The organism is Tomitella fengzijianii, from assembly GCF_007559025.1.
Lineage (GTDB): Bacteria > Actinomycetota > Actinomycetes > Mycobacteriales > Mycobacteriaceae > Tomitella > Tomitella fengzijianii.
Genome location: NZ_CP041765.1, coordinates 500,825 through 520,417 on the forward strand (window position 1 = coordinate 500,825; position 19,593 = coordinate 520,417).

Annotated in this window: 16 protein-coding genes and 4 tRNA genes; 10 read left to right on the top strand and 10 right to left on the bottom strand. The window is 72.6% G+C overall.

Going from position 1 to position 19,593, the window contains the following annotated elements; translation table 11 throughout:
* Together FO059_RS02280 and FO059_RS02285 are read right to left on the bottom strand one after the other, a co-directional pair.
* Complete coding sequence (locus tag FO059_RS02280) at nt 1–1,497, bottom strand: glutamate--cysteine ligase family protein (RefSeq protein ID WP_143906011.1); 1,497 nt, start codon at nt 1,495–1,497, stop codon at nt 1–3.
* Nucleotides 1,498–1,535: 38 nt separating this feature from the next.
* On the bottom strand, nt 1,536–2,543 hold the full coding sequence (locus tag FO059_RS02285) for an NAD(P)H-quinone oxidoreductase (RefSeq protein WP_143906013.1): 1,008 nt from the start codon (nt 2,541–2,543) through the stop codon (nt 1,536–1,538).
* Between the two features lie 92 nt (nt 2,544–2,635).
* On the opposite strand from FO059_RS02285, the gene FO059_RS02290 reads away from it, so the two are divergent.
* Together FO059_RS02290 and FO059_RS02295 are read left to right on the top strand one after the other, a co-directional pair.
* Nucleotides 2,636–2,720: transfer RNA gene (locus FO059_RS02290), tRNA-Ser, on the top strand.
* Between the two features lie 131 nt (nt 2,721–2,851).
* Entirely contained in the window at nt 2,852–3,817 is a 966-nt protein-coding gene (locus tag FO059_RS02295) for an alpha/beta fold hydrolase (RefSeq protein WP_235671135.1), read from the top strand.
* On the opposite strand, the gene FO059_RS02300 is transcribed toward FO059_RS02295, so the two are convergent.
* Together FO059_RS02300 and hisC are read right to left on the bottom strand one after the other, a co-directional pair.
* A complete protein-coding gene (locus tag FO059_RS02300; RefSeq protein ID WP_143906017.1) occupies nt 3,804–5,486 on the bottom strand; it encodes a bifunctional metallophosphatase/5'-nucleotidase in 1,683 nt (560 codons plus the stop codon). The two genes, FO059_RS02295 and FO059_RS02300, sit on opposite strands and share 14 nt — an antisense overlap.
* Before the next feature lie 250 nt (nt 5,487–5,736).
* The gene (gene hisC, locus FO059_RS02305; RefSeq protein WP_143906019.1) at nt 5,737–6,870 is read right to left on the bottom strand and encodes a histidinol-phosphate transaminase; all 1,134 of its coding nucleotides are present in this window, start codon (nt 6,868–6,870) and stop codon (nt 5,737–5,739) included.
* Nucleotides 6,871–7,015: 145 nt separating this feature from the next.
* Here hisC and FO059_RS02310 point away from each other — a divergent pair.
* Together FO059_RS02310 and FO059_RS02315 are read left to right on the top strand one after the other, a co-directional pair.
* Nucleotides 7,016–7,103: transfer RNA gene (locus tag FO059_RS02310), tRNA-Ser, on the top strand.
* 102 nt (nt 7,104–7,205) lie between these two features.
* Nucleotides 7,206–7,278: transfer RNA gene (locus tag FO059_RS02315), tRNA-Arg, on the top strand.
* A 203-nt stretch (nt 7,279–7,481) separates the two neighbouring features.
* Here the strand turns inward: FO059_RS02315 and FO059_RS02320 are convergent.
* Nucleotides 7,482–8,147 carry a class F sortase gene (locus tag FO059_RS02320; protein ID WP_143906021.1) on the bottom strand — a complete coding sequence of 222 codons (666 nt, stop codon included), beginning with the start codon at nt 8,145–8,147 and terminating at the stop codon, nt 7,482–7,484.
* A gap of 7 nt (nt 8,148–8,154) precedes the next feature.
* Nucleotides 8,155–8,970, bottom strand: a complete 816-nt coding sequence (locus tag FO059_RS02325) for a hypothetical protein (protein ID WP_210416602.1) — start codon at nt 8,968–8,970, stop codon at nt 8,155–8,157.
* 104 nt (nt 8,971–9,074) lie between these two features.
* Between FO059_RS02325 and FO059_RS02330 the strand changes: the two genes are divergently transcribed.
* A complete protein-coding gene (locus FO059_RS02330) occupies nt 9,075–9,635 on the top strand; it encodes a DUF488 domain-containing protein (RefSeq protein WP_235671109.1) in 561 nt (186 codons plus the stop codon).
* A 2-nt stretch (nt 9,636–9,637) separates the two neighbouring features.
* Here FO059_RS02330 and FO059_RS02335 read toward each other — a convergent pair whose 3' ends face one another.
* Together FO059_RS02335 and FO059_RS02340 are read right to left on the bottom strand one after the other, a co-directional pair.
* Nucleotides 9,638–11,014, bottom strand: a complete 1,377-nt coding sequence (locus tag FO059_RS02335; RefSeq protein ID WP_143906023.1) for an amidase — start codon at nt 11,012–11,014, stop codon at nt 9,638–9,640.
* Nucleotides 11,011–12,042 (bottom strand): prephenate dehydrogenase, encoded by a 1,032-nt coding sequence (locus FO059_RS02340; RefSeq protein ID WP_268968811.1) that lies wholly within the window; start codon nt 12,040–12,042, stop codon nt 11,011–11,013. Before FO059_RS02340 ends, FO059_RS02335 begins: the two co-directional genes overlap by 4 nt.
* A gap of 65 nt (nt 12,043–12,107) precedes the next feature.
* Here FO059_RS02340 and FO059_RS02345 point away from each other — a divergent pair, with 65 nt between their 5' ends.
* From FO059_RS02345 to FO059_RS02355, 3 genes are all read left to right on the top strand, one after another.
* Nucleotides 12,108–12,674, top strand: coding sequence for a tRNA adenosine deaminase-associated protein (locus FO059_RS02345; RefSeq protein ID WP_143906027.1), 567 nt, complete (start codon nt 12,108–12,110; stop codon nt 12,672–12,674).
* 56 nt (nt 12,675–12,730) lie between these two features.
* Nucleotides 12,731–13,165: a nucleoside deaminase gene (locus FO059_RS02350; protein ID WP_143906029.1), complete on the top strand. Its 435-nt coding sequence runs from the start codon at nt 12,731–12,733 to the stop codon at nt 13,163–13,165.
* A 68-nt stretch (nt 13,166–13,233) separates the two neighbouring features.
* Nucleotides 13,234–13,318, top strand: a tRNA-Ser gene (locus tag FO059_RS02355).
* 156 nt (nt 13,319–13,474) lie between these two features.
* Here FO059_RS02355 and FO059_RS02360 read toward each other — a convergent pair.
* Entirely contained in the window at nt 13,475–17,374 is a 3,900-nt protein-coding gene (locus FO059_RS02360; RefSeq protein WP_143906031.1) for an nSTAND1 domain-containing NTPase, read from the bottom strand.
* Between the two features lie 219 nt (nt 17,375–17,593).
* Here FO059_RS02360 and FO059_RS02365 point away from each other — a divergent pair, with 219 nt between their 5' ends.
* Nucleotides 17,594–17,902, top strand: a complete 309-nt coding sequence (locus FO059_RS02365; protein WP_235671110.1) for a LuxR C-terminal-related transcriptional regulator — start codon at nt 17,594–17,596, stop codon at nt 17,900–17,902.
* Between the two features lie 5 nt (nt 17,903–17,907).
* Here FO059_RS02365 and FO059_RS02370 read toward each other — a convergent pair whose 3' ends face one another.
* Nucleotides 17,908–18,222, bottom strand: a complete 315-nt coding sequence (locus FO059_RS02370; RefSeq protein ID WP_143906032.1) for a metal-sensitive transcriptional regulator — start codon at nt 18,220–18,222, stop codon at nt 17,908–17,910.
* 175 nt (nt 18,223–18,397) lie between these two features.
* Between FO059_RS02370 and tgt the strand changes: the two genes are divergently transcribed.
* Entirely contained in the window at nt 18,398–19,591 is a 1,194-nt protein-coding gene (gene tgt, locus FO059_RS02375; protein WP_235671137.1) for a tRNA guanosine(34) transglycosylase Tgt, read from the top strand.
* Nucleotides 19,592–19,593: the final 2 nt, after the last annotated feature.

Below are 19,593 nucleotides of genomic sequence, written 5' to 3' on the forward strand. Positions count from 1 at the left end.
TCAGAGCTGCCAGCCGTGCACCGGTGTGCCCTCGTCCATCAGAGTGAGATAGTCGGCCAACATCCCGGCCAGGGCCGCGGGGCGGTCCTGGCCCGCCCGTTCCCGTTCCGCGACGGCGCTGCGCTGCCAGTCGGCGCCGGTGCGTCCGGCCAGGCACCGCGCCTCGATGATCCCCAGGTATTTGTCGCGCACCTCCGCGGCCACGCCGTAGGCGGCGAGGCCCGCGTGCGCCATCGGCAGCAGGCGGCGCAGTACGAGCTCCTGCGGGCTGACCCAGCCGACCTCCGGCCAGTACAGGCGGGCGGTGAACCCGCTGCGCGCCGCCGACTCGAGGTTCTCGCGTGCGGCGTCGAACGACATCTGCGACCACAGCGGCCGGTCGGCGTCCACGAGTGCGCGGACGGTGCCGTAGAAGAACAGCGCGTCCGCGATGGTGTCGACGACGGTGGGGCCCGCCGGCAGCACCCGGTTCTCCAGGCGGATGTGGTGGCCGCCGTCGGTGGTGTCGTAGATCGGCCGGTTCCAGCGGTAGATGGTGCCGTTGTGCATCCGCAGCTCGGTGAGCGCCGGATCGCCGCCGGCGTCGAGCACTGCCAGCGGGTCCTCGTCGCTGACGATGGGCAGCAGGGACGGGAAGTACCGGGAGTTCTCCTCGAACAGGTCGAAGATGGAGGTGATCCAGCGTTCGCCGAACCACACCCGCGGCCGCACGCCCTGGTTGACCAGTTCCTGCGGCCGGGTGTCGGTGGCCTGCTGGAACAGCGGCAGCCGCGTCTCGTGCCACAGGGCCTTGCCGATGAGGAACGGCGAGTTGGCGGCCAGCGACACCTGCACTCCCGCTATGGCCTGGGCGGCGTTCCAGTGCGCCGCGAACTCGTCGGGACCCACCTGCAAGTGCAGTTGCAGGGACGTGCACGCGGCCTCGGGCAGGATCGAGTCGAACACGGTCTCCAGGCGCTCGGGTGCGGCCGCGCCGGGCAGCGCGGTGCCGACGATGCGCAGTTCGATGTCCTCGCCCCGCGTCTCCAGCATCCGGTTGTTGAGCAGCGAGTAGCGCGGGTTGGCGGAGATCGACTGGGCGGTGAGGTCCTCGGCCCGCAGGGTGGGGAGTATGCCCACCATGGCCAGGCGGTTGCCGGAACGGGCGGCCCGGGCGTCGGCGGAGTTCAGCGAGGCGCGCAGCGACTCCTCCAGCTCGAAGACGTTCCGGTCGCGCAGCCGGTGCGGCGGGACGTTGATCTCGATGTTGAACCGGCCCAGCTCGGTCTGGAAGGCGTCGTCCGCGATGGCCTCGAGGACCTCGCCGTTGGCCATCGCAGGGCGCATCGACCCGTCCACCAGGTTGAGCTCCACCTCCATGCCGATGTGCGGCTCGGACAGCTCGAACTGGTCGTCGGCCAGCATGCGGGCCATCGCGTCGAGGCACAGCTGCACCTTGTCCCGGAAGGCCCGGCGGTCCTGCCGGGTGAAGACGCGGTGCTCGACGTCGTCGCCCATGACCGCCCCTTCCGTGCCGGTGCCAGTGCCGACCCTGCCTACGGTGCCTCCACACTGGCACGGTCGGCGTCGCAGCGCAGCAGGATCTTGCCGAAAACCCCGCCCGATTCGAGGAGACGATGCGCCTCCGCCGCGTCGGCCATGGGGACGGTGGCGTGTACGACGGTGCGGACCCGGCCGTCGGCGTACATCGGCAGCACATGCTCGGTGACCTCGCGGACGATGTCGGCCTTGCCGCCGGGTCCGTCCAGCGGCCGCCCGCGCAGTCCCATCGCGGTGACGCGGGCGCGTTTGGCGAGCATCGCACCGATCGGCAGCTCCCCGGTGGCGCCGCCCTGCATGCCGATGATCGTCAGCCAGCCGTCGGGGGCCAGCGCGTCCAGGTTCTTCCGCAGGTACTTCGCGCCCATATTGTCGAGGATCACGTCCGCGCCGCCCACCTCGCGCAGCGCCGCGACGAAGTCGGCGGTGCGATGGTCGACGGCGATGGCGGCGCCGAGCTCGCGGCAGCGGGCCAGCCTGTCCGGCGACCCTGCGGTGGTGGCCACAGTGGCGCCCAAGGCCGAGGCCACCTGGATGGCGTGGGTGCCGATGCCGCCGGATCCGCCGTGCACCAGCAGCGTCCGACCAGCCGTCAGGCCGGCGCGCATCACCACGTTGGACCAGACGGTGCAGGCGACCTCCGGGATGCCGGCCGCGTCGACCAGCCCGACGCCGTCGGGCACCGGCATGAGCTGGGTGGTGGGCACCACGACGCGCTCGGCATAGCCGCCGCCCGCCAGCAGCGCGCACACCCGCTGTCCGGGCTCCCATCCGGTCACCCCGGCGCCCAGCTCGGCGATCGTGCCCGAGCATTCGAGACCCGGTACGTCGGACACGCCGTCCGGCGGCGGATAGTGGCCTTGCCGCTGCAACAGGTCGGCGCGGTTGACCGCGGACGCCGCGACGTCGACGAGGACCTCGCCGTGGCCGGGGACGGGATCCGGCACCTGCGCCCACCGCATCGCGTCCGGACCGCCGAAGGAGGGAAGCGTGATCGCGTACATCCCTCGACGGTAGCGCCGGTGGGGCTGCGTGCGGGTGTTCCGGACCCGGTAGGCTTCGGGGCGCTGCGGGCGGCGCCGGCTGTCGGCAGCGGGGAAGCGTGGCAGAGCGGCCGAATGCACTCGCCTTGAAAGCGAGCGTCCTTAACCGGACCGGGGGTTCAAATCCCTCCGCTTCCGCAGTGCAGTGGGCCGCGGCCCGCGCACCGTGTGTACACGCCGAGCGCTGATTCCCGGGCGGTCCTGCGTAACGGGTGCGCGGCTTGCCAGTGAACCGGGGCGCCGCGGTTACCCTGGTCGGCGTGGCGGCGATGGCGAGCAGGCGACCGGATTCCCAGTGGCGATTCGCCGGTTCCGACGGCATCCACCGGCTGCACGTGGACCAATGGGATCCGCCCGCGGAGCCCCGGGGCGTCGTGCAGATCGTGCACGGGATGGCAGACCGGATCGCGCGGTACGGGGAACTCGCGGCACAACTCACCGCGGGCGGCTACGCGGTGATCGGCGCGGACCTGCTCGGCCACGGTGAGACGGCGCTGGGGCCGGGTGAACTGGGTTTCTTCGCGGCCGAAGGCGGGTGGGAGACGGCCGCGCGCGATGTGCGAGAACTGCGCAGGATCGGCGCGCGGCGCTTCCCGGGGATCCCGTACTTCCTGCTGGGCCACAGCATGGGGTCGATGCTGGTGCGCCAGCATCTGGACGACCATCCGGCGGGGGCCGACGCCGTGGACGGCGCGATCCTGTCCGGCACCACGTACATGAACAAGCCGATGGCGGCGGCCGGCATCGCGGGTCTCACGGTCTCGATGCGCGTGCGGGGCCGCCGGGGGAGCCGCGCCGTCAGCCCGCTGGTGGAGCACCTGGGCGGCCGCCTGGGCAAGAAGTTCGAGCCGCAGCGGACCAGCAGTGATTGGCTCAGCCGCGACCCGGATTACGTCGACGCCAACCTGGCGGACCCGCTGTGCGGCTTCCCGGCGACGCTCTCGCTCTCCCGCGATCTCATGGTGGGGTGCCGCAATGTGGGCGGGGTGGCGTCGCTGCACCGGCTGCGCACGCCGGTGCTGTTCGTCTCCGGATCCGAGGACCCGCTCGGCGGCAGGCCTGCGCTGCGGCGGATCATGCACGAACTCGAGGCGGCGGGCCATCCGGACTTCACCGCGCTGGTGTATCCGGGCGGACGGCACGAGATGTTCGGCGAGGTCAACCGCGACGAGGTGTTCGACGATGTCGCGGCCTGGCTCGACGCGCGCACGCCCGCCCGCTTCACCGGACGGTGATGCGCCCTCGCTCCGGAGGGGTGAGCGGTGAGTGCTCGCGCAGGTGGTCGACGAGCGCGTCCGTGTCGAGTGCGCCGGTGGCCGGGTCGGTGCCCTGGGCGAAGGCGCTGAACCCGTCGCCGCCGTCCGCCACGAACGCGTTGACGGTGACTCGGACCGGGGCGTCCGCGGGCAGTGCGGCGCCGTGGAGCCGGATGTCGCTGACCCGGTTTCCGAGCGGCGCCGCCGGGTCCACGGTGTAGGTGAGGCCGGCGGACGGCTGCAGCATGATCCGGGTCCTGCCGTTGCCGTCGGGGTCGTCGCCGCCGCCGGGGCGGAACTGCTGCTCCAGCGCCTCGTCGAGCTGCGCCCCGGTGAGCGTGAGGGTGCGCAGGCGGTTGCGGAACGGCTGGGCGGAGAACACGTCGGAGTAGGTGATCCGCCCCGCGGGCAGGTCGGCGCGGATGCCTCCGGGGTTGGTGAGCGCCACCTGCGCGCCCGCGCCGCGGGTGGCGGCGAGCTGGGCGTCGGCGATGACCTCCCCGAGTGTGGATTCGCCGGCGTCGTCGGCCTTGCGGGTGAGCGCGACCGGGGCCGTGCCCACCGTGCGCCGGCCCTCGGCCGCGGCCATCGTCGTGGCGCGGTCGACGAGGGCGACGGCGGCCGGGTCCGGGGAGATGTCGTGGCGGACCACTTGGTTGAAGGCGCTCACCCGGTCGCGCAGCACATCGCCGGTGGCCGCGTCGATGGTCACGTCCGCGACGGCCACGCCGGTGCCGCCGGGCGTCGCCTGGACCACGGTGCGCGGGCGGTTGTCCGGGTCGAGGAACGTGCAGGTGAACGACTGGGATGAGCCGCCGGTGAAGATGATGTCCACCGCGGGCGAGGCGTTGTCGACGATGGGCCGTGCCGGGCCGGTCGCGCTGGCGCAGCCGTCGGCGGTGTCCGCCGCAACCTCGAGATCCTCGTGCATGAGCAGCACGATGGTGCGCACGCCCAGGAACTGCAGCAGGTCCGCCGTGCGGTTCACGGTCTCCAGCGGGTCGGCCACGGTGACGTCGGCGACTCCGGCCGGGGCGACGCGGGTCGCGAGATCCTGCTGGCTGATGGCGATGGTGCCGACGGGCGTGGAACCCGCGTAGCTCACGCCGAACGGCAGCGTTGCGGGCAGGCCGTCCTTGAGCTTGAGGTTGGAGCCGATCATGGGGAACGAGGCGCCGGAGAACTGCGGTGTGAACCGGCATCCGTCGACGGGATGGCACCCGCCCAGCTGCAGACGGCGCAGCTCCGTCAGTCCGTGGTCGAGGTCGTGGTTGCCGATCGCGGACGCGGTGAGCCCCTGGGAACTGAGGAACTCGATCGACGGCTCGTCGTGGAAGTAGGCCGATTCGAAGGGGGTGTCCCCCACGTTGTCGCCGGTGGAGAAGAGCAACGACGAGTCCGCCGCACCGCGGAGCTGGTCCAGGTAGGCGGAGAGGTATCCGGCGCCGCCCGTGTCCCCCGGCGCGCGGAGATTGCCCTCGAAGCCGTTGATGGCCATCATCCGGACCTCGGTGCGACCCGCGGGGGCGGCGCCGGCAGCGGGAATGACCGCGGCGGGTGCGACGACGGACGCGGCGAAGGCCAGCATGGCGGCGGCAGCGGCGCGTAGCGGACGACCGATGCGCCTGCGCTCGTCGCCTGCCGTCACGTTGCTCCCGTTCTTGTGCGATTCCCGATCGTCCCGTGGGCCACGATGCGCGTCTGCAGCGGTTCGCCGGGTTGCGCCGGCATGGCTGTGCGCGGGGCACGCTCCGGGCGGACCTCAACCACCATGCACCGTCGAGGTCACGATCCGGTCACCGATCGTACGTCTGCAGAACACGTTTCGGTCTCGTTTTTCGGGGGCGATGAATCACCGCTGGTGCGGCGCGGGGCGGCGGTTCCCCGCCGCCGGTTATTCACACCCCGGCGATGCGCAGCGCCTCGGCCCCGGTGGCGAAGGCGAGGAAGGCGTCGTTCTCCTCCGGGGTGCCCACGGTGATGCGCACCCCGTCGTCTCCGTAGGGGCGGATGATGACCTGGGCGTCGGCGCTGCGGTCCGCGTACTCGGCGGAGCGGGCCCCCAGCGGCAGCCACAGGAAGTTCGCAGCACTCGGGGCGACGCGGTAGCCGGCGTCCGTGAGGGCGGCGGCCATCCGCGCACGCTCTGCGACGACGGCCTCGGTCCGTTCGAGGAGTTCCTCCTCGGCGTCCAGGCAGGCGACGGCGGCGGCCTGCGCGAGCGTCGACACGCTGAACGGCACGAATACCTTGCGCAGCGCTCCGATGAGGGAGGTGTGCCCGATCCCATAGCCGACCCGCACTCCCGCGAGCCCGTAGGCCTTGGAGAACGTGCGCAGGACGATCACGTTGGGGTGCCGGCGCGCGATGGCGAGCGAGTCGGGGACGGCGGCGTCGGGCAGGGCGGGATCCGCCGCCCGCGGTAGATCCGTGCGCCCGTCGCCGGGCCTGGCGTACTCGATGTAGGCCTCGTCGAGCGCCACCACCACGTGCGGCGGGATCTTCGCGAGGAACTCCTCGATCGCCTGGGCGCCCACGAACGTCCCGGTGGGGTTGTTGGGGTTGCAGACGAACACCACCCGCGTCCGGTCGGTGACCGCGGCGGCCATCGCGTCGAGGTCGTGCGCATCGTCGGCGTCGAGCGGGACCGGTACCGGCGAGGCCAGCGCCACCTGCGTGACGATGGGGTACGCCTCGAACGAGCGCCATGCGAAGACGACCTCGTCGCCGGGGTCGCAGGTGGCCTGCACGAGCTGCTGGCACAGGCTGACCGAGCCGCAGCCCACCGCGACGTTCTCGGGGAGCACCCCCGCCCGTGCCGCCAGCCGGGCCGTCAGCGCGGCGGCGCCGCTGTCGGGGTAGCGGTTCGCGGTGGCGGCGGCGTCGGCGATCGCCCGCGCCACGCTGGGCAGCGGCCCCGCGGTGGTCTCGTTGCTCGCCAGCTTGACCGCGCCCGGAACCGTTCTGCCGGGGACGTAGGGGGGCAGCGCGTCGAGGTCGGGGCGGGTGCGGGGCAGTGCCGGTTCAGTCACGACCTCAGTATGTCCGACGGTGCACCGCCGCCGGTCCACCACGCCACCTGGGGATGGCTACCCGGGCGTTTTGCCAAGCGTCGGACGTGCTGTGTAGGCTCTCGTGCTGGTGGCCCTGCGGTCACTGTGGGGCTTGCGGGCCTCAGGAGGCGTGCCAGAGCGGCCGAATGGGACTCACTGCTAATGAGTTGTCCTCTAACCGGGGACCGGAGGTTCAAATCCTCTCGCCTCCGCGGGGCCGGTTTCGACGCCGGCCACCGGCTGGGCTATAGTTCTTCACGGAACTTCGGTTCGGCTTCGTGCAGGGTTACACCTGTACGGCCACAACAGAATACGCGCCCGTAGCTCAACGGATAGAGCATCTGACTACGGATCAGAAGGTTAGGGGTTCGAATCCCTTCGGGCGCACATCATGCGAGACCCCCGGTCCTGACGGATCGGGGGTCTCGTCGTGCACCGGCCGACCCGATGCACCGGCCGCCCCGTGCGCACACGGGGACGGCCGGGCGGACTACGGAGTCCAGATGTCGTCGCCCATGCCTCCGGAGATCTGGAGTGTACCGTGCGGCGCGGCGGCTGGATCGTGTCCGGGCGCCGGGGCGGCCGCGCAGCTACCTCGGCCGCGTATCGAGCAGTGAGGCGAAGACCACGATGTTGTCCTCGTAGTTGCGGCTCTGCGCGTCGAAGGCCCCGCCGCACGTGATCAGGCGCAGCTCCGGGTCCTCGGTGTTGCCGTACACGCGGAGCGTCGGGAACTCCGCCTTGGCGAACCGCCGCACCTCCGTGACGCCGAAGACCGCCACGGTGCCGTCGGCGCGGGCGATGTCCACCGTGTCGCCGGGCCGCAGCGCACCGAGGTCGAAGAACACCCCTTCGCCCTGTTCGGCCGAGTCGACGTGCCCGACGATGACGGCGGGCCCGGTCGCGCCCGGCGCGGGCGAGAGCGTGTCCCATCCCGGCACGTCCACCCGGTCGAGAGGCGGCACCTGCACGGTGCCGTCGGGGTTCCGCCCCAGCCGCATCAGCGTGTGGTGCACGCCGATGGCCGGCACGTCGATGGCGACGGGATCGGCCACCGGAACCGGAGAGGCGGGTGCCGGAGACGCCGGTGCCGCCGGGGCGGGGGAGGCGCCGGGCTCGGGTGCGGCCGCCGCCGGCGGTTGCGGCGGCGTCTCCTGCAGCGTCAACCCGGCGACGACGGCCCCGATCCCGACGAGCGCGAGGACGACGGCGGCGACCGCCGCCAACCGCCGCCGTCCTGCGCGTCGTTCCGTCACGGCACCGTCACCCGCGGTGCGCGCCGTCGCGCCGCCTGCTCACTGCGAGCGCGCCGCCGGCCGCCACGAACGCGGCGCCGCCGAGGCCGAACACCCAGCCGTACTCGACGCCGGACGTCGCGCCGCCGCCGGTGTCCACCCCGCCGCCGGGCACCTGGCTCATCTGGGACGCGGTGACGGTCCCGCACAGCGCGGGAGCGGTCGCGGCCAGGGGCAACTCGGGCACCAGGTTGCTCTTCTCGCCCTGGGCCTGCGGCGAAAGGGTGGCGGGATCGAGCCCGTGCACCACGGCGACGGCGGTGCCGTCCTTCAGCGCCCCCAGAGTCTCCGGCGAGAGGGTGATGGTCCGCTCATACTTGAAGGCACCGCCGCTGGGCGCCGTCTTGATGTCGGTGGCGGCCTTCGCGCTGGTGTCCCCGGTGGTGGACAGCGTGGTGTTCACCGCGCCGTAGGCATCCTTGCCCTCGGCGGTGTCCACGATCCCGTCGCCGTTGGCGTCGGCGCTCGGCGCGGGGCACGTGCCCTGGCCGCCGATGTGGATGTGCTGGACGTGCGGGTACGGCCCGTTCTGGAAGGTGGCCGCGAGCCCCTGGACGTTCTCGGACACCCAGGCCTGGTCGCCCTGCACCTTGAGCATCAGCTGCCCCTTGCCGGTGGAACCGTTGAGGGGGTTGAGGATCGCCTGGTAGTACGTGGCGTCGCCGCCGGCGGGCGGCGTGTCGGCGGCCGCCGTCGCCGGGAGGCCGATCGCCAGGGGGGCGGCCGCCAGCGCCGCCGTCGCGGAGATCCGCAGCGTCCTACGCAGGGTGTCGTTCGTGTGCATCGCTATCAACTCCTCACACTGCGGGCGAGAGTTGTTCCCGTCCATCTCGTATGAGGCATTCGATGCGACGAGGATCACGGATCGGTCGGCGCTAGTGTGGATTCATGATGGCGGACCTCGGCGGCGAGCACGGTGCAGGCGATGGCCTCATCGTCTACACCGTGGGCCATTCGACGCATCCGGCGGCCGGGTTCGTGGACCTGCTGCGTGCGCACGGGGTGCAGCGGATCGCGGACGTGCGCACCATCGCCAAGTCGCGGCACAACCCGCAGTTCGGCGAGGAGGCGCTGGCGGCGACGCTGCGCGATGCGGGAATCGGCTACGTGCGGATGAAGGAGCTCGGCGGGCTGCGGCACACCACGAAGGCGTCGGTCAACGGGGCGTGGCGCAACGCCTCGTTCCGCGGCTACGCCGACTACATGCAGACCGGCGCGTTCGCCGAGGGCATCGACCGCCTGCGGACGGCCGCGGCGGAGAAGCCCACGGCGGTGATGTGCGCCGAGGCGGTGCCCTGGCGCTGCCACCGCTCCCTGATCGGCGACGCCCTGCTGGTGCGCGGGGACACGGTCCTGGACATCATGAGCCCGACGCAGGTCACGCCGCACACGCTGACGAGCTTCGCGGTGGTCGACGGCCTGACGATCACCTATCCGCCGGTCGACTAGCGTCAACCGCCCGCGGCGAGCCCGAGCCCCAGCGCGATGGCCTCGGCGGGGTGGGTGCCCGGGATGCGCTCCCCGCCCGGCGGCACGCCCAGCCCGGCGAGCTGGATCCCGGCGGGCAGCCCGGGGGCGTCGGGCGCGGGCACCGAGACTGCGGGGACGCCCAGCATGCTGAACGGGATGCACATACGCAGAAGTTCAGAGCGGACGGACAGGCCGGCGCGGCCGTCGGCCCGCGTCGTCGTGTCTTGCCCGACAGGGGTGGCGCGGATCGGCGTCGTCGCGCAGACCAGCCCGGACAGGCCGTGATCGTGACGCAACGTGTGCAGGGCCTCGTCGCGCATGCGCCGCACCGAGCGGAGCGCCCGCAGGTATTCGACGGCGGGACGGTCGGCCTGGGCGCGCACGCGGCCGGCCACCCCGGGCGTGTACCGGTCGATGGCCCCGGCGGGCAGGCCGCCGCGCGGATCCGTGTGCGTCTCGTAGGCCTCCGACCCGACGATCACGGGATATGCGGCGGACAGCTCCTCGGCGTGCGGCAGCTCGACGTCCACCACCTCCGCGCCCGCCTCCGTCAGGGCCGTGCAGGCCCGGTCGACGGCGTCCCCGATCACCGGATCGTGCGTCTCGAACGCCGCTCCGCGCAGCCGGCCCACCCGCATGCCGGCCACTGGCCACGGCGTGCGCGCGACCCCGGGGATCGCACCCCAGGCCAGCCCGGCGTCCACGACGTCGCCGGTCAGCAGCCCGATGTGGTCCAGGGTGGTCGACAGCGGGAACGCGCCCCGCGTGGGCAGCGACGCCGCGCCCGGCATGAGCCCCACCACGCCGCACAGGGCGCCCGGGGTGCGCACGCTGCATCCGGTGTCGGTCCCCACCGCCAGCGGAACCGCCTTGCGGGCGACGAGCGCCGCGGAACCCGAGGACGAGCCGCCGGTGATCCGCGACGGATCGTGCGGGTTGGCGGCGGGGCCGTCGGCGTTCTCCTCGCCGGTGCAGCCGTAGGCGAACTCGTGCAGGTGCGACTTGGCGACGACGATCGCGCCGGCCTCGCGCAGGCGGGCGACGATGTCGGCGTCGCGCTCGGCAGGAGGGGCGTCCGCCAGCGCGGCGCTGCCGCAGCGCGTGGGCATCCCGGCGACGTCGATGTTGTCCTTGACCGCCACGGCCACACCGTGCAGGGGGCTGCGCCACCGGTCGGCCGCGATCTCGGTGTCCAGCAGCGCGGCCTCGGCCAGGGCCGCGTCGTCCCTGCGCGCCGGTACGAGGTTCTCCCATGGCGTGCCGGCGAGTCCGTCGAGGGCGCTCAGCACCTGCTCCACATGGGCGGTGACGGTGACCTCTTTGCGCGCGAGCGCAGTGGCCAGCTCCCGCAGGCTCATCGGTGCCCCTCGTCCAGCGGCCGGGCCCACACTCCGCCGGCCCGCCCGGCGTCCCGCAGCTGCTCGATCCACCCGGGCACCCCGGGCTGCAGCCCCTCGATCCGTGAGCGGCGGGTGTGCTCGTACTCGCGCCGCGCCACGTGGCCGCGGCCGGCCAGGTCGGCGATGCCGTCGCCGGCGGCCAGGGCGTCGCGCGCCTTCGCCAGAACGGCGAGGGTCTCGTCCAGCGCCGTGACCACCGCGTCCGCGTTGCCCTCGCACATCGCCCGCACGAGCAGCGGGTCCGTCGCGGCCACTCGGGTGCCGTCGCGGAAGGAGCCGGCGGCCAGCGACAGGGCCAGCTGGTCGTCCGCCCCCGCGATCGCGAGCGCCTCGGCGAGCAGGTGCGGCAGGTGCGAGACCCGGGCCACGGCGTCATCGTGCTCCGTGGAACCGGCCGGCACCACCACGGAGCCGCAGTCTTCGGCCAGACAGGCCACTTGGGTCCACACCTCGGGGTCGGCACCGTCGTCGGCGGCGACCACCCATACTGCGCCGTCGAATAGCGCGCCGTGCCCGGCGGACCAGCCCGACTCGGCGGTTCCGGCCATGGGATGCCCGCCCACGTAACGTGCGTCGAGCCCGTGCGCGGCCAGCGCGTCGGCCATCGGCCGCTTGACGCTGACCACGTCGGTGATCGGGCAGTGCGGGGCGTGCTCCGCGATGGCGGCGGCCACCCCGTCCACGGCCGGCAGCGGGACGGCGATGACGAGCAGGGCCTGCGACGCGGCCGCCCGGCGCAGGACCGCGGGGAGATCGCCGGACACGTCGTAGCCGGCCTCCTCGGCCTCGCGCACCGACTCCGCCGAGCGGTTGTACCCCCACACGGTGCGGCCGGCCGCAACGGCCGCACGCAGCAGCGATCCGCCGATGAGGCCGAGTCCCAGAACGCACACGTCGGGCCGATCCGGGTTTCCGGCCGCATGGTCGGAGGGGCCGGCCGCAGGGCCGACGGCCGGCGGCGTGCCGGCAGGCGATGGCGTCGTCACCGTTCCAGGTTGGCACATCCGACGCGGGGGTCGTAAACGGTGCGATCAGGGGCTACCGTTGCGGCATGGCTGCACAGGGTGTGGACACGGACGTCGAGCACGCGTCCGTCGACGGCACGGGTGACTTCACGGACGGTTCCGACGAGCTCTACGGCTTCGCCGTGGCGGTGGTGTTCGACGACGGCCGCTGGTCGTGCACCCCGATGAGCGATGAGGCTCGCGAGAGCCTCGACGCCGCCGTGACCGAGCTGCGCGGGCTGCGCGCATCGGGGCCGGCGTTCGGCCTGTTCGACGTGGACGAGGCCTTCTTCGCCATCGTGCGGCCCGGCCCGGAGACGGTCCGCTTGGCGCTGTCCGACGCGGTCTGCGCCATCGACTACGACCTGGCCGCGGACATCCTCGACGTGCTCGGGGTGGACGTCCCGGACCTCACGCCCGACGAGGTGGACGAGGCGGACCCGTGGCCCGAGGGCGACCTCGCGGTGCTGGCCGACCTGGGCCTGCCGGAGCCTGTGCTCAGCGTGATCATGGACGAGGTGGACCTGTACCCGGATGAGCAGCTGGGCACCGTCGCGCAGAACCTCGGGTTCGCCGACGAGTTCGCCGCGGTGCTCGACAGGATCGACCGCTGAACGATCGCCTGCGGGCGTCGCCGTCGCGCGGCGGCCCCGGTCGGCGCGACGAGGAGATGATGCGCGCAGCCCTGGACGCGGCGCGCACCGCCGGCGGTGCGGACGTCCCCGTGGGGGCCGTGGTCTTCGACGCGGCGGGGCGGGAGTTGGCGCGCGCGGTCAACGCGCGCGAGACGCTGGCCGATCCCACCGCGCACGCCGAGATCATCGCGCTGCGGGAGGCGGCCCGCAGGCATGGCGACGGATGGCGCTTGGCCGGCACCACGCTCGCTGTCACGCTCGAACCGTGCACGATGTGTGCGGGCGCCCTCGTGTTGGCGAGGGTGGGCCGCGTGGTGTTCGGGGCGTGGGAGCCCAAGACCGGCGCCGTCGGATCGCTTTGGGATGTGGTGCGCGACCGCCGGCTGACGCACCGTCCCGAGGTGCGCGGCGGCGTGCTGGAGCGCGAGTGCGCCGACGTGCTGACGGGATTCTTCGGCGAGCGCCGCTGAGACGGGCCCCGGTGCAGGTCACGGTGGCGGTTGTGTGATGACGGCCGTGTCCGTGTACAGTACTTCCCGGTGGCGTGACCGAGCGGCCGAAGGAGCTCGCCTCGAAAGCGAGTGAGGGGCAACCCTCCGTGGGTTCAAATCCCACCGCCACCGCGCTGGAAGTGCCGGGGCACCGTGTGAACGGGGCCCCGGCACTTTTCATTCGCGGCGGGCTTCCTGCAGAACCCGGGCACTTCTTGTGCGACCCGAGCGCCTGATCCAGGGGCATCCGCGGGAGACGGTGCTCGGAGCGGGGCGCAGGCGGTCGGACTATTCGCACAATGCGTGGCGGGGCACCCCGGGCAGGTAGCGGGCCCATTCCTCCTCGGTGAGCGGGGTGCCGCGGGTGGCGCAGATCTCCGCGGCTGCGGAGTCGGGATCCGTCGACCACAGTCGTACGGCACCGTCGGGCCCGCCTGCCGCGAGCAGCCCGTCGCGGCCGAATTGCGCGTCGAACGTCCTGTCCCCGTAGGCGGTGAGCTTTGCCGCGGTGGTGGGCATGGCGATGCCGTCCACGTTCCACATCCGGACCGTGCCGCTGCTGGTCGCGGCGACCAGCCGGGTGCCGTCGCCGTTGTAGTCGAGCGAGTAGACGGCGCCGCCGGCGTCCGGGAGGGCGCCGATCTCCCGCGGCGCGTCGATGTCGCTGACGTCCCACTCGCGTACGGTCTGGTCGGCGCCGCCCGCGGCGAGCAGGGTGCCGTCCGGGCTGAAGGTCACGGCCTGCGCGTAGGTGGTGAAGCCGGTGAGGACGGTGCGCAGGACGGGGCGCGCGGGGGTCGTGATGTTCCAGAGCTCCACCGTGTTGTCGGCGGTGGCTACCGCAATGGTGCCCCCGTCCGGGGCGAACGAGATGGACTGCGGGTAGTTGGCGGCGTCGAACCGCGCCACCGGGCGCGGGTGGGCCGGATCGGCGACGTCGAGCAGGTGCACCGTCTTCGCGGACTGGTCGGACACCGCAAGCAGCCCGGCGCGGGGGCCGAACGCCACCACCGCGACGATGCCGTCGACCACATGATCAGTCCTGCTCAGCTTCGCCGGTGTCTCCGGCGCGGTGACGTCCCACAGGTACACCGCGCCAGTGGCCGCGCCCGCGGCGGCGAGCCTGCGGCCCTCGGGGGTGGTGCCCAGGGCGGTGGCCCCGGTGAACCGGTCTTCGCCGTCCGGGATCAGGTCGGCCAATCGCCGCGCGGTGTCGGGGTCGGATATGTCCCACAGGTGCTGCCCGGTGCCGTGGGCGCCCGCCCCCACGAGCAGCAGCGTGCCGGTCGCGTCGATCGGGTCGGTGAAGATGGTGTCCGCGGCGCCCCCGAGCACCGGGCCGGGCAGCGGCCACAGGCGGCTGACACCGTCGACGCCCGCGCTCAGCAGCCGGGTGCCGCCGGACATGAACCGCGTGGACGTCACGACGGCACGCCCGGCGAGTGTGTCGATGAGCGTGTCGTCCGCGGTCGACCAGATCCGGATCGTGTTGTCGGAGCTGCCCGCCGCCACCTGTGTTCCGTCGGCGCTGACGGTGACGGAGTTGACGTAGCTGGTGAAACCGGTCAGCGGAGACAGGGGCCGGGGGTTCCGCGGATCGGCTACGGACCAGCGTTCGACCCTCCGCGCCGTGGTTCCGGCGAGCAGGGTGGAGCCGTCGGGGGTGAACACGAGGGACAGGCGGGCGTCGGTCGATTGCGGGTCGGGCGGGATCTCGAAGAGCGGCACCCCCATGTCCGGCTCCGCGATGCGCGCGGCGTCCCAGACGCGCAGCGTGCTCTGCGTGCCGCCGGCGGCGAGGAGCCGGCCGTCCGGGCTCACCGCCAGAACCTCCCGCCCGGTCCCGGGCAGCGTGATCGCGGGCAGGGGCCCCGGGCGGGCGGGGTCGGCGATGTCCCAGCGCAGCAGCGCGGAGCCGCTGGTGCCCGCCAGCAGGTACCGCCCGTCGGGCGTGAACGCGAGGTCCTGGATCGAGCCGTCGGCGGGCGGGTCGAAGCCCGCGAGCAGCCGCGGGGCCGCCGGGGCGGACACGTCCCACAGCTGGGTGCCGCCCTCGCCGCCGACGGCGGCCAGGTCGCCCGCGGGGCTCACCGCCAGCGCGTACGGCGGCGCGTCGGCGTCGAACGCGTCGAGCACGGACAGCGGTGTCGGGTCGGTTCCGGCGTCGGCCGTGCGGTAGATGCGCACGTCGCCGTCGGACGTGGCGGTGGCGAACCAGGTGCCGTCGGGCGAGGGCACCGCCTTCATCCCGCCGGCCGTGCCCACGATGCGGGTGGACGAGTGGACGGCCGTCGCGTCGAGAAGCGCGGACCGCGCCTCGAGGACGGGCGCAACCCGGTACGACGCGAGCGCCATCTGGGCCGCGAGCGCCGGGTCGGCCGGGCGCAGCTTCTGCGACTCCGTGGCGATCTGCCGGGCCATGGCTTCGTTTCGTGCGGTCACCGCAGCGCCGCGCGCCTGGTCCGCGTCGTACTGGGACACCCCGGCGACGACGGCCGCGGTGACGGCGACGATGGAGACGACCGCGAGGGCGACGACGAGCCTGCGAAGCACCCGGAAGCGGCGCTGCTCCTGCTCGGCGCGCGCGTTCTCCTCGGCGGAGGAGGCATCGAGATACCGGCGTTCGACGGGGCCGATGAACTGCTCGGATCCGACGGTGTCCGACCACTCGCGCATGATCGCCAGGCGGTTGCCGGACAACAGCGTGCCGGGATCGTGGTCCGAGGACTGCCACAACGCGGCAGCCTCGGTCAGCTGCCGGCGGACGACCAACCCGGCGCGGTTCTCGTCGATCCAGTCGTGCAGGCGCCGCCACGCGGTGAGCAGGACCTCGTGCGAGAGTTCGATGGTGTCGTCCCCCACGGTGAGCAGCCGCCGGTCGACGAACGCGTCGATCACCTCGCCGGTCTCCGCGGATCCGGCGCCTTCGCCGGAGAGCCCGGTGAGTTCGGTGAGCGAGGCCCGACGCCGCAGCGCCGTCCCGGCGTCGTCGCCGAGCGTGTCTGGGCCGACGGTGACCAGCCGCAGGAACACGCGTTGCGCCGTGATCCGTCGCGCCGGGCTCAGCGAGGCGTAGACGGATTCCGCGCTCATCTCGACGGCGCCGCCGATGCCGCCGGACGCGTAGTAGTCGGCGACGGTGAGCGTTTTGTGGCGGGACCGGGACCAGGTGGTCAGCAGCGCGTGCGACAGGAGTGGCAGCATGCCGGGGCGTGCGGCGCCGGGGGCGGAGCCGGGCGGGCGCGCCTCGTCGATGAGCATGCGCACCAGCGCCTCGTCCACGGTGGCGCCGGCCTTGCGCGCCGGTTCTGCGATGATCTCGCGGAGCTGTTCGTCGTTCATCGGTCCCACCACCACCGGGGATCCGAGCGCGGGGACCAGGGCGGGCTCGGCAGCCGCGCTGCCGTAGAAGTCGGCGCGCAAGGCCAGCACCACGCGCACCGGCGGCCGGTCGCCGGACGGTCCCTCGGTGAGCGCCGCGATGACCGCGGCGCGGTGGGCGTCGGTGAGGCCCAGGGTCCACAGCTCCTCGAACTGGTCGACGATGAGCACCGGGCTCGTGGTCGAGGCGGAGGCGGTGCGCAGATCCGCGAGTGCGGTCACGGCGAGCTGGGGTGTGGTGACCGTGACGGCAGCGGCGGCGCCGCACACGCCGTTGCGGAGGGCGGGGACCACCCCGGCGCGCAGGACGGACGACTTCCCGGAGCCCGACGGCCCGATGACGATCATCGGGGTGAGCGGGTGATCGGGGGCGACCAGCCGTTCGACGATCGACCGGGTCAGTTCCGCGCGACCGAAGAACCACTCGGCGTCGGCCTCCTGGAACGACTCCAGCCCGCGGTACGGCAGGGCGGGCCGTGGTCCCGTCCTGCGCGAGCCGCTCCCGCGGGCGCGGGCGACGGCGTCGTGCCACCGCGTCCGCCCGTCGTCATCGGTGACTCCGCACGCGTCGAGCATGGCGTCGAACATCGGGAGGCTCGCGGTATTGGGGAGGTGCTGGCCGGACAACCACCCGGAGATGGTGCCGTGCAGTCCGCCGGAGCGGGCGACGACGTCGCGGACGGTCAGACCCGCGGCCTTCCGCAGAGCGGTGAGGGCTGCGGCGAACTCGGCGCGTGAGGCCACGCCGTCGGGGTCGGTGGGGGCTTTCCGGCGCGCGCCCTGGGGCGTATTGCTCTGCGACGTCACCCGCTCAATGGTAAGGAATAAGCTGCTCGTGCGCGGAGGAACTCCCTGGTCCGGCGGTGTATGGCGGTCGCGCGCCGTATTGACTTCGTACGGGTGCGCCGCAGGATGCGGAAGTTGTCGCACCGATCGGCCACGATGAAGGCGTCGGGTTTCCTGCCCGATGAATTATGGACGGCGTCATCGGCGCGGGTCGCCCGGCGTGCAGGGATGGGAGTGGGTATGACTGTGGACGGATCGATCGCATACGGCGGCCGGGCTGAACCTCGGCTACGCCTGGTGGGTGCCGCCGGCGTTCAGGCGCGGGGCCCTGCGCTGTCCGCGCGCGAGGTCGAGGTACTGCTCGCCTGGTTCAGGTCGGACTCCAAGGCGGAGGCCGCGCAGGATCTGTTCATCTCCGTGGGCACGTTGAACACCCACCTGGCATGCGTGCGCGCCAAGTATGCGAAGGCCGGGCGCGTCGCCTCGACCAAGGCCGCGCTTGTGGTGCGCGCGCTGCAGGACGGGCTGGTCTCGCTCGACGACTGGTGAGCGCGCTACGAACGCACGAGCCGCCGGATCGCGGCGGTGGCCTCGTCCAGTTTCTCGTCGGCGTTGTCGCCGGACGAGATCGCGTGCGAGACACAGTGATGCAGGTGGTCGTCCAGCAACGCCAGTGCGACGGACTCCAGTGCGCGGTTGACGGCGGAGATCTGGGTGAGCACGTCGATGCAATAGGTGTCCTCCTCCACCATGCGCTGGATTCCGCGCACCTGACCCTCGACCCTGCGCAGCCGCGTGCGCACGGCCGCTTTGTCCGCTGCGTACCCGGGCTTGCCGTCCGTTCCGGGGGTGTCGGTGGATTCCGTCATCGTCCTGCCTGGCCTTCCGTCCGATCCGTGGGCGGTTCTCCGCCGTTGGACCACTGTTGATCCCATGGTACCCGTAGGGGGTATGTACGGCCACTCCCGTGGCCGCCACCCGGGGCACGTTTGGTTTGATGGCCCGGTGACCGACACCGGCGAGTTCTTCAGCGTCAGCACCCGGATGGAATCGGGTCTCGGCCGCACCGGCAGAATACGCACCCCGCACGGCGACATCCGCACGCCCGCATTCGTCGCCGTCGGCACCAAGGCCACGGTCAAGGCGGTGCCGCCGGAGTCGATCGCCGAGCTCGGGGCGCAAGCGGTGCTGGCCAACGCCTACCACCTCTATCTCCAGCCGGGGTCGGACATCGTAGAGGAGGCCGGCGGCCTGGGCGCGTTCATGAACTGGCCGGGCCCCACCTTCACCGACAGCGGCGGCTTCCAGGTGCTGTCGCTGGGGGCGGGGTTCAAGAAGGTGCTCGCGATGGAGTCGGTGTCGGTGCAGGCCGACGACGTCATCGCGGCGGGCAAGGAGCGCCTGGCGCACGTCGACGACGACGGGGTCACATTCAAATCGCACCTCGACGGGTCGCGGCACCGGTTCACCCCCGAGGTCTCGATGGGGATCCAGCACCGGCTCGGAGCGGACATCATCTTCGCCTTCGACGAGCTGACGACGCTGATGAACACGCGCGGCTACCAGGAGGAGTCGGTGGAGCGCACCCGGCGGTGGGCGCAACGGTGCCTGGACGAGCACCGGCGGCTCACCGCGGAGCGTGCCGGAAAGCCGCGCCAGGCCCTCTTCGGGGTCGTGCAGGGCGCGCAGTACGAGGACCTGCGCCGGCAGGCTGCTCAGGGGCTCGTCGCGTTGCGCGACTCCGAGGGCGGCGGTTTCGACGGATACGGGATCGGCGGCGCGCTGGAGAAGCGGAACCTCGGCACCATCGTCGGCTGGGTGAGCGAAGAGCTGCCGGAGGACAAGCCGCGGCACCTGCTGGGCATCAGCGAACCGGAGGACCTGTTCGTCGCCGTCGAGAACGGCGCGGACACCTTCGACTGCGTCCAGCCCTCCCGAGTGGCGCGCAACGCCGCCCTGTACGCGCCCGACGGCCGGTTCAATATCACCACGGCGCGCAACCGGCGCGACTTCGGGCCCATCGACGCCGACTGCGACTGCTACACCTGCGCGCACTACTCGCGCGCCTACCTCCACCACCTGTTCAAGGCTAAAGAACACCTGGCTGCGACGCTTGCGACGATCCACAACGAGCGATTCACCGTGCGGATGGTCGACGGGATTCGCACGGCCATCGACCGCGGCGAGTATGCGGAGTACAAGCGAGAGGTGCTCGGGCGGTTCGCCGGCGGGAGCTGACG

Coding starts and splice junctions, on each gene's coding strand:
- FO059_RS02285 (WP_143906013.1), bottom strand. CDS start 2,543: ATGTACGCGATCACGCTTCCCTCCTTCGGCGGTCCGGACGCGATGCGG.
- tgt (WP_235671137.1), top strand. CDS start 18,398: ATGGAATCGGGTCTCGGCCGCACCGGCAGAATACGCACCCCGCACGGC.
- FO059_RS02365 (WP_235671110.1), top strand. CDS start 17,594: ATGACTGTGGACGGATCGATCGCATACGGCGGCCGGGCTGAACCTCGG.
- FO059_RS02370 (WP_143906032.1), bottom strand. CDS start 18,222: ATGACGGAATCCACCGACACCCCCGGAACGGACGGCAAGCCCGGGTAC.
- FO059_RS02350 (WP_143906029.1), top strand. CDS start 12,731: ATGATGCGCGCAGCCCTGGACGCGGCGCGCACCGCCGGCGGTGCGGAC.
- FO059_RS02295 (WP_235671135.1), top strand. CDS start 2,852: ATGGCGAGCAGGCGACCGGATTCCCAGTGGCGATTCGCCGGTTCCGAC.
- FO059_RS02325 (WP_210416602.1), bottom strand. CDS start 8,970: ATGCACACGAACGACACCCTGCGTAGGACGCTGCGGATCTCCGCGACG.
- FO059_RS02330 (WP_235671109.1), top strand. CDS start 9,075: ATGATGGCGGACCTCGGCGGCGAGCACGGTGCAGGCGATGGCCTCATC.
- FO059_RS02335 (WP_143906023.1), bottom strand. CDS start 11,014: ATGAGCCTGCGGGAGCTGGCCACTGCGCTCGCGCGCAAAGAGGTCACC.
- FO059_RS02345 (WP_143906027.1), top strand. CDS start 12,108: ATGGCTGCACAGGGTGTGGACACGGACGTCGAGCACGCGTCCGTCGAC.
- FO059_RS02280 (WP_143906011.1), bottom strand. CDS start 1,497: ATGGGCGACGACGTCGAGCACCGCGTCTTCACCCGGCAGGACCGCCGG.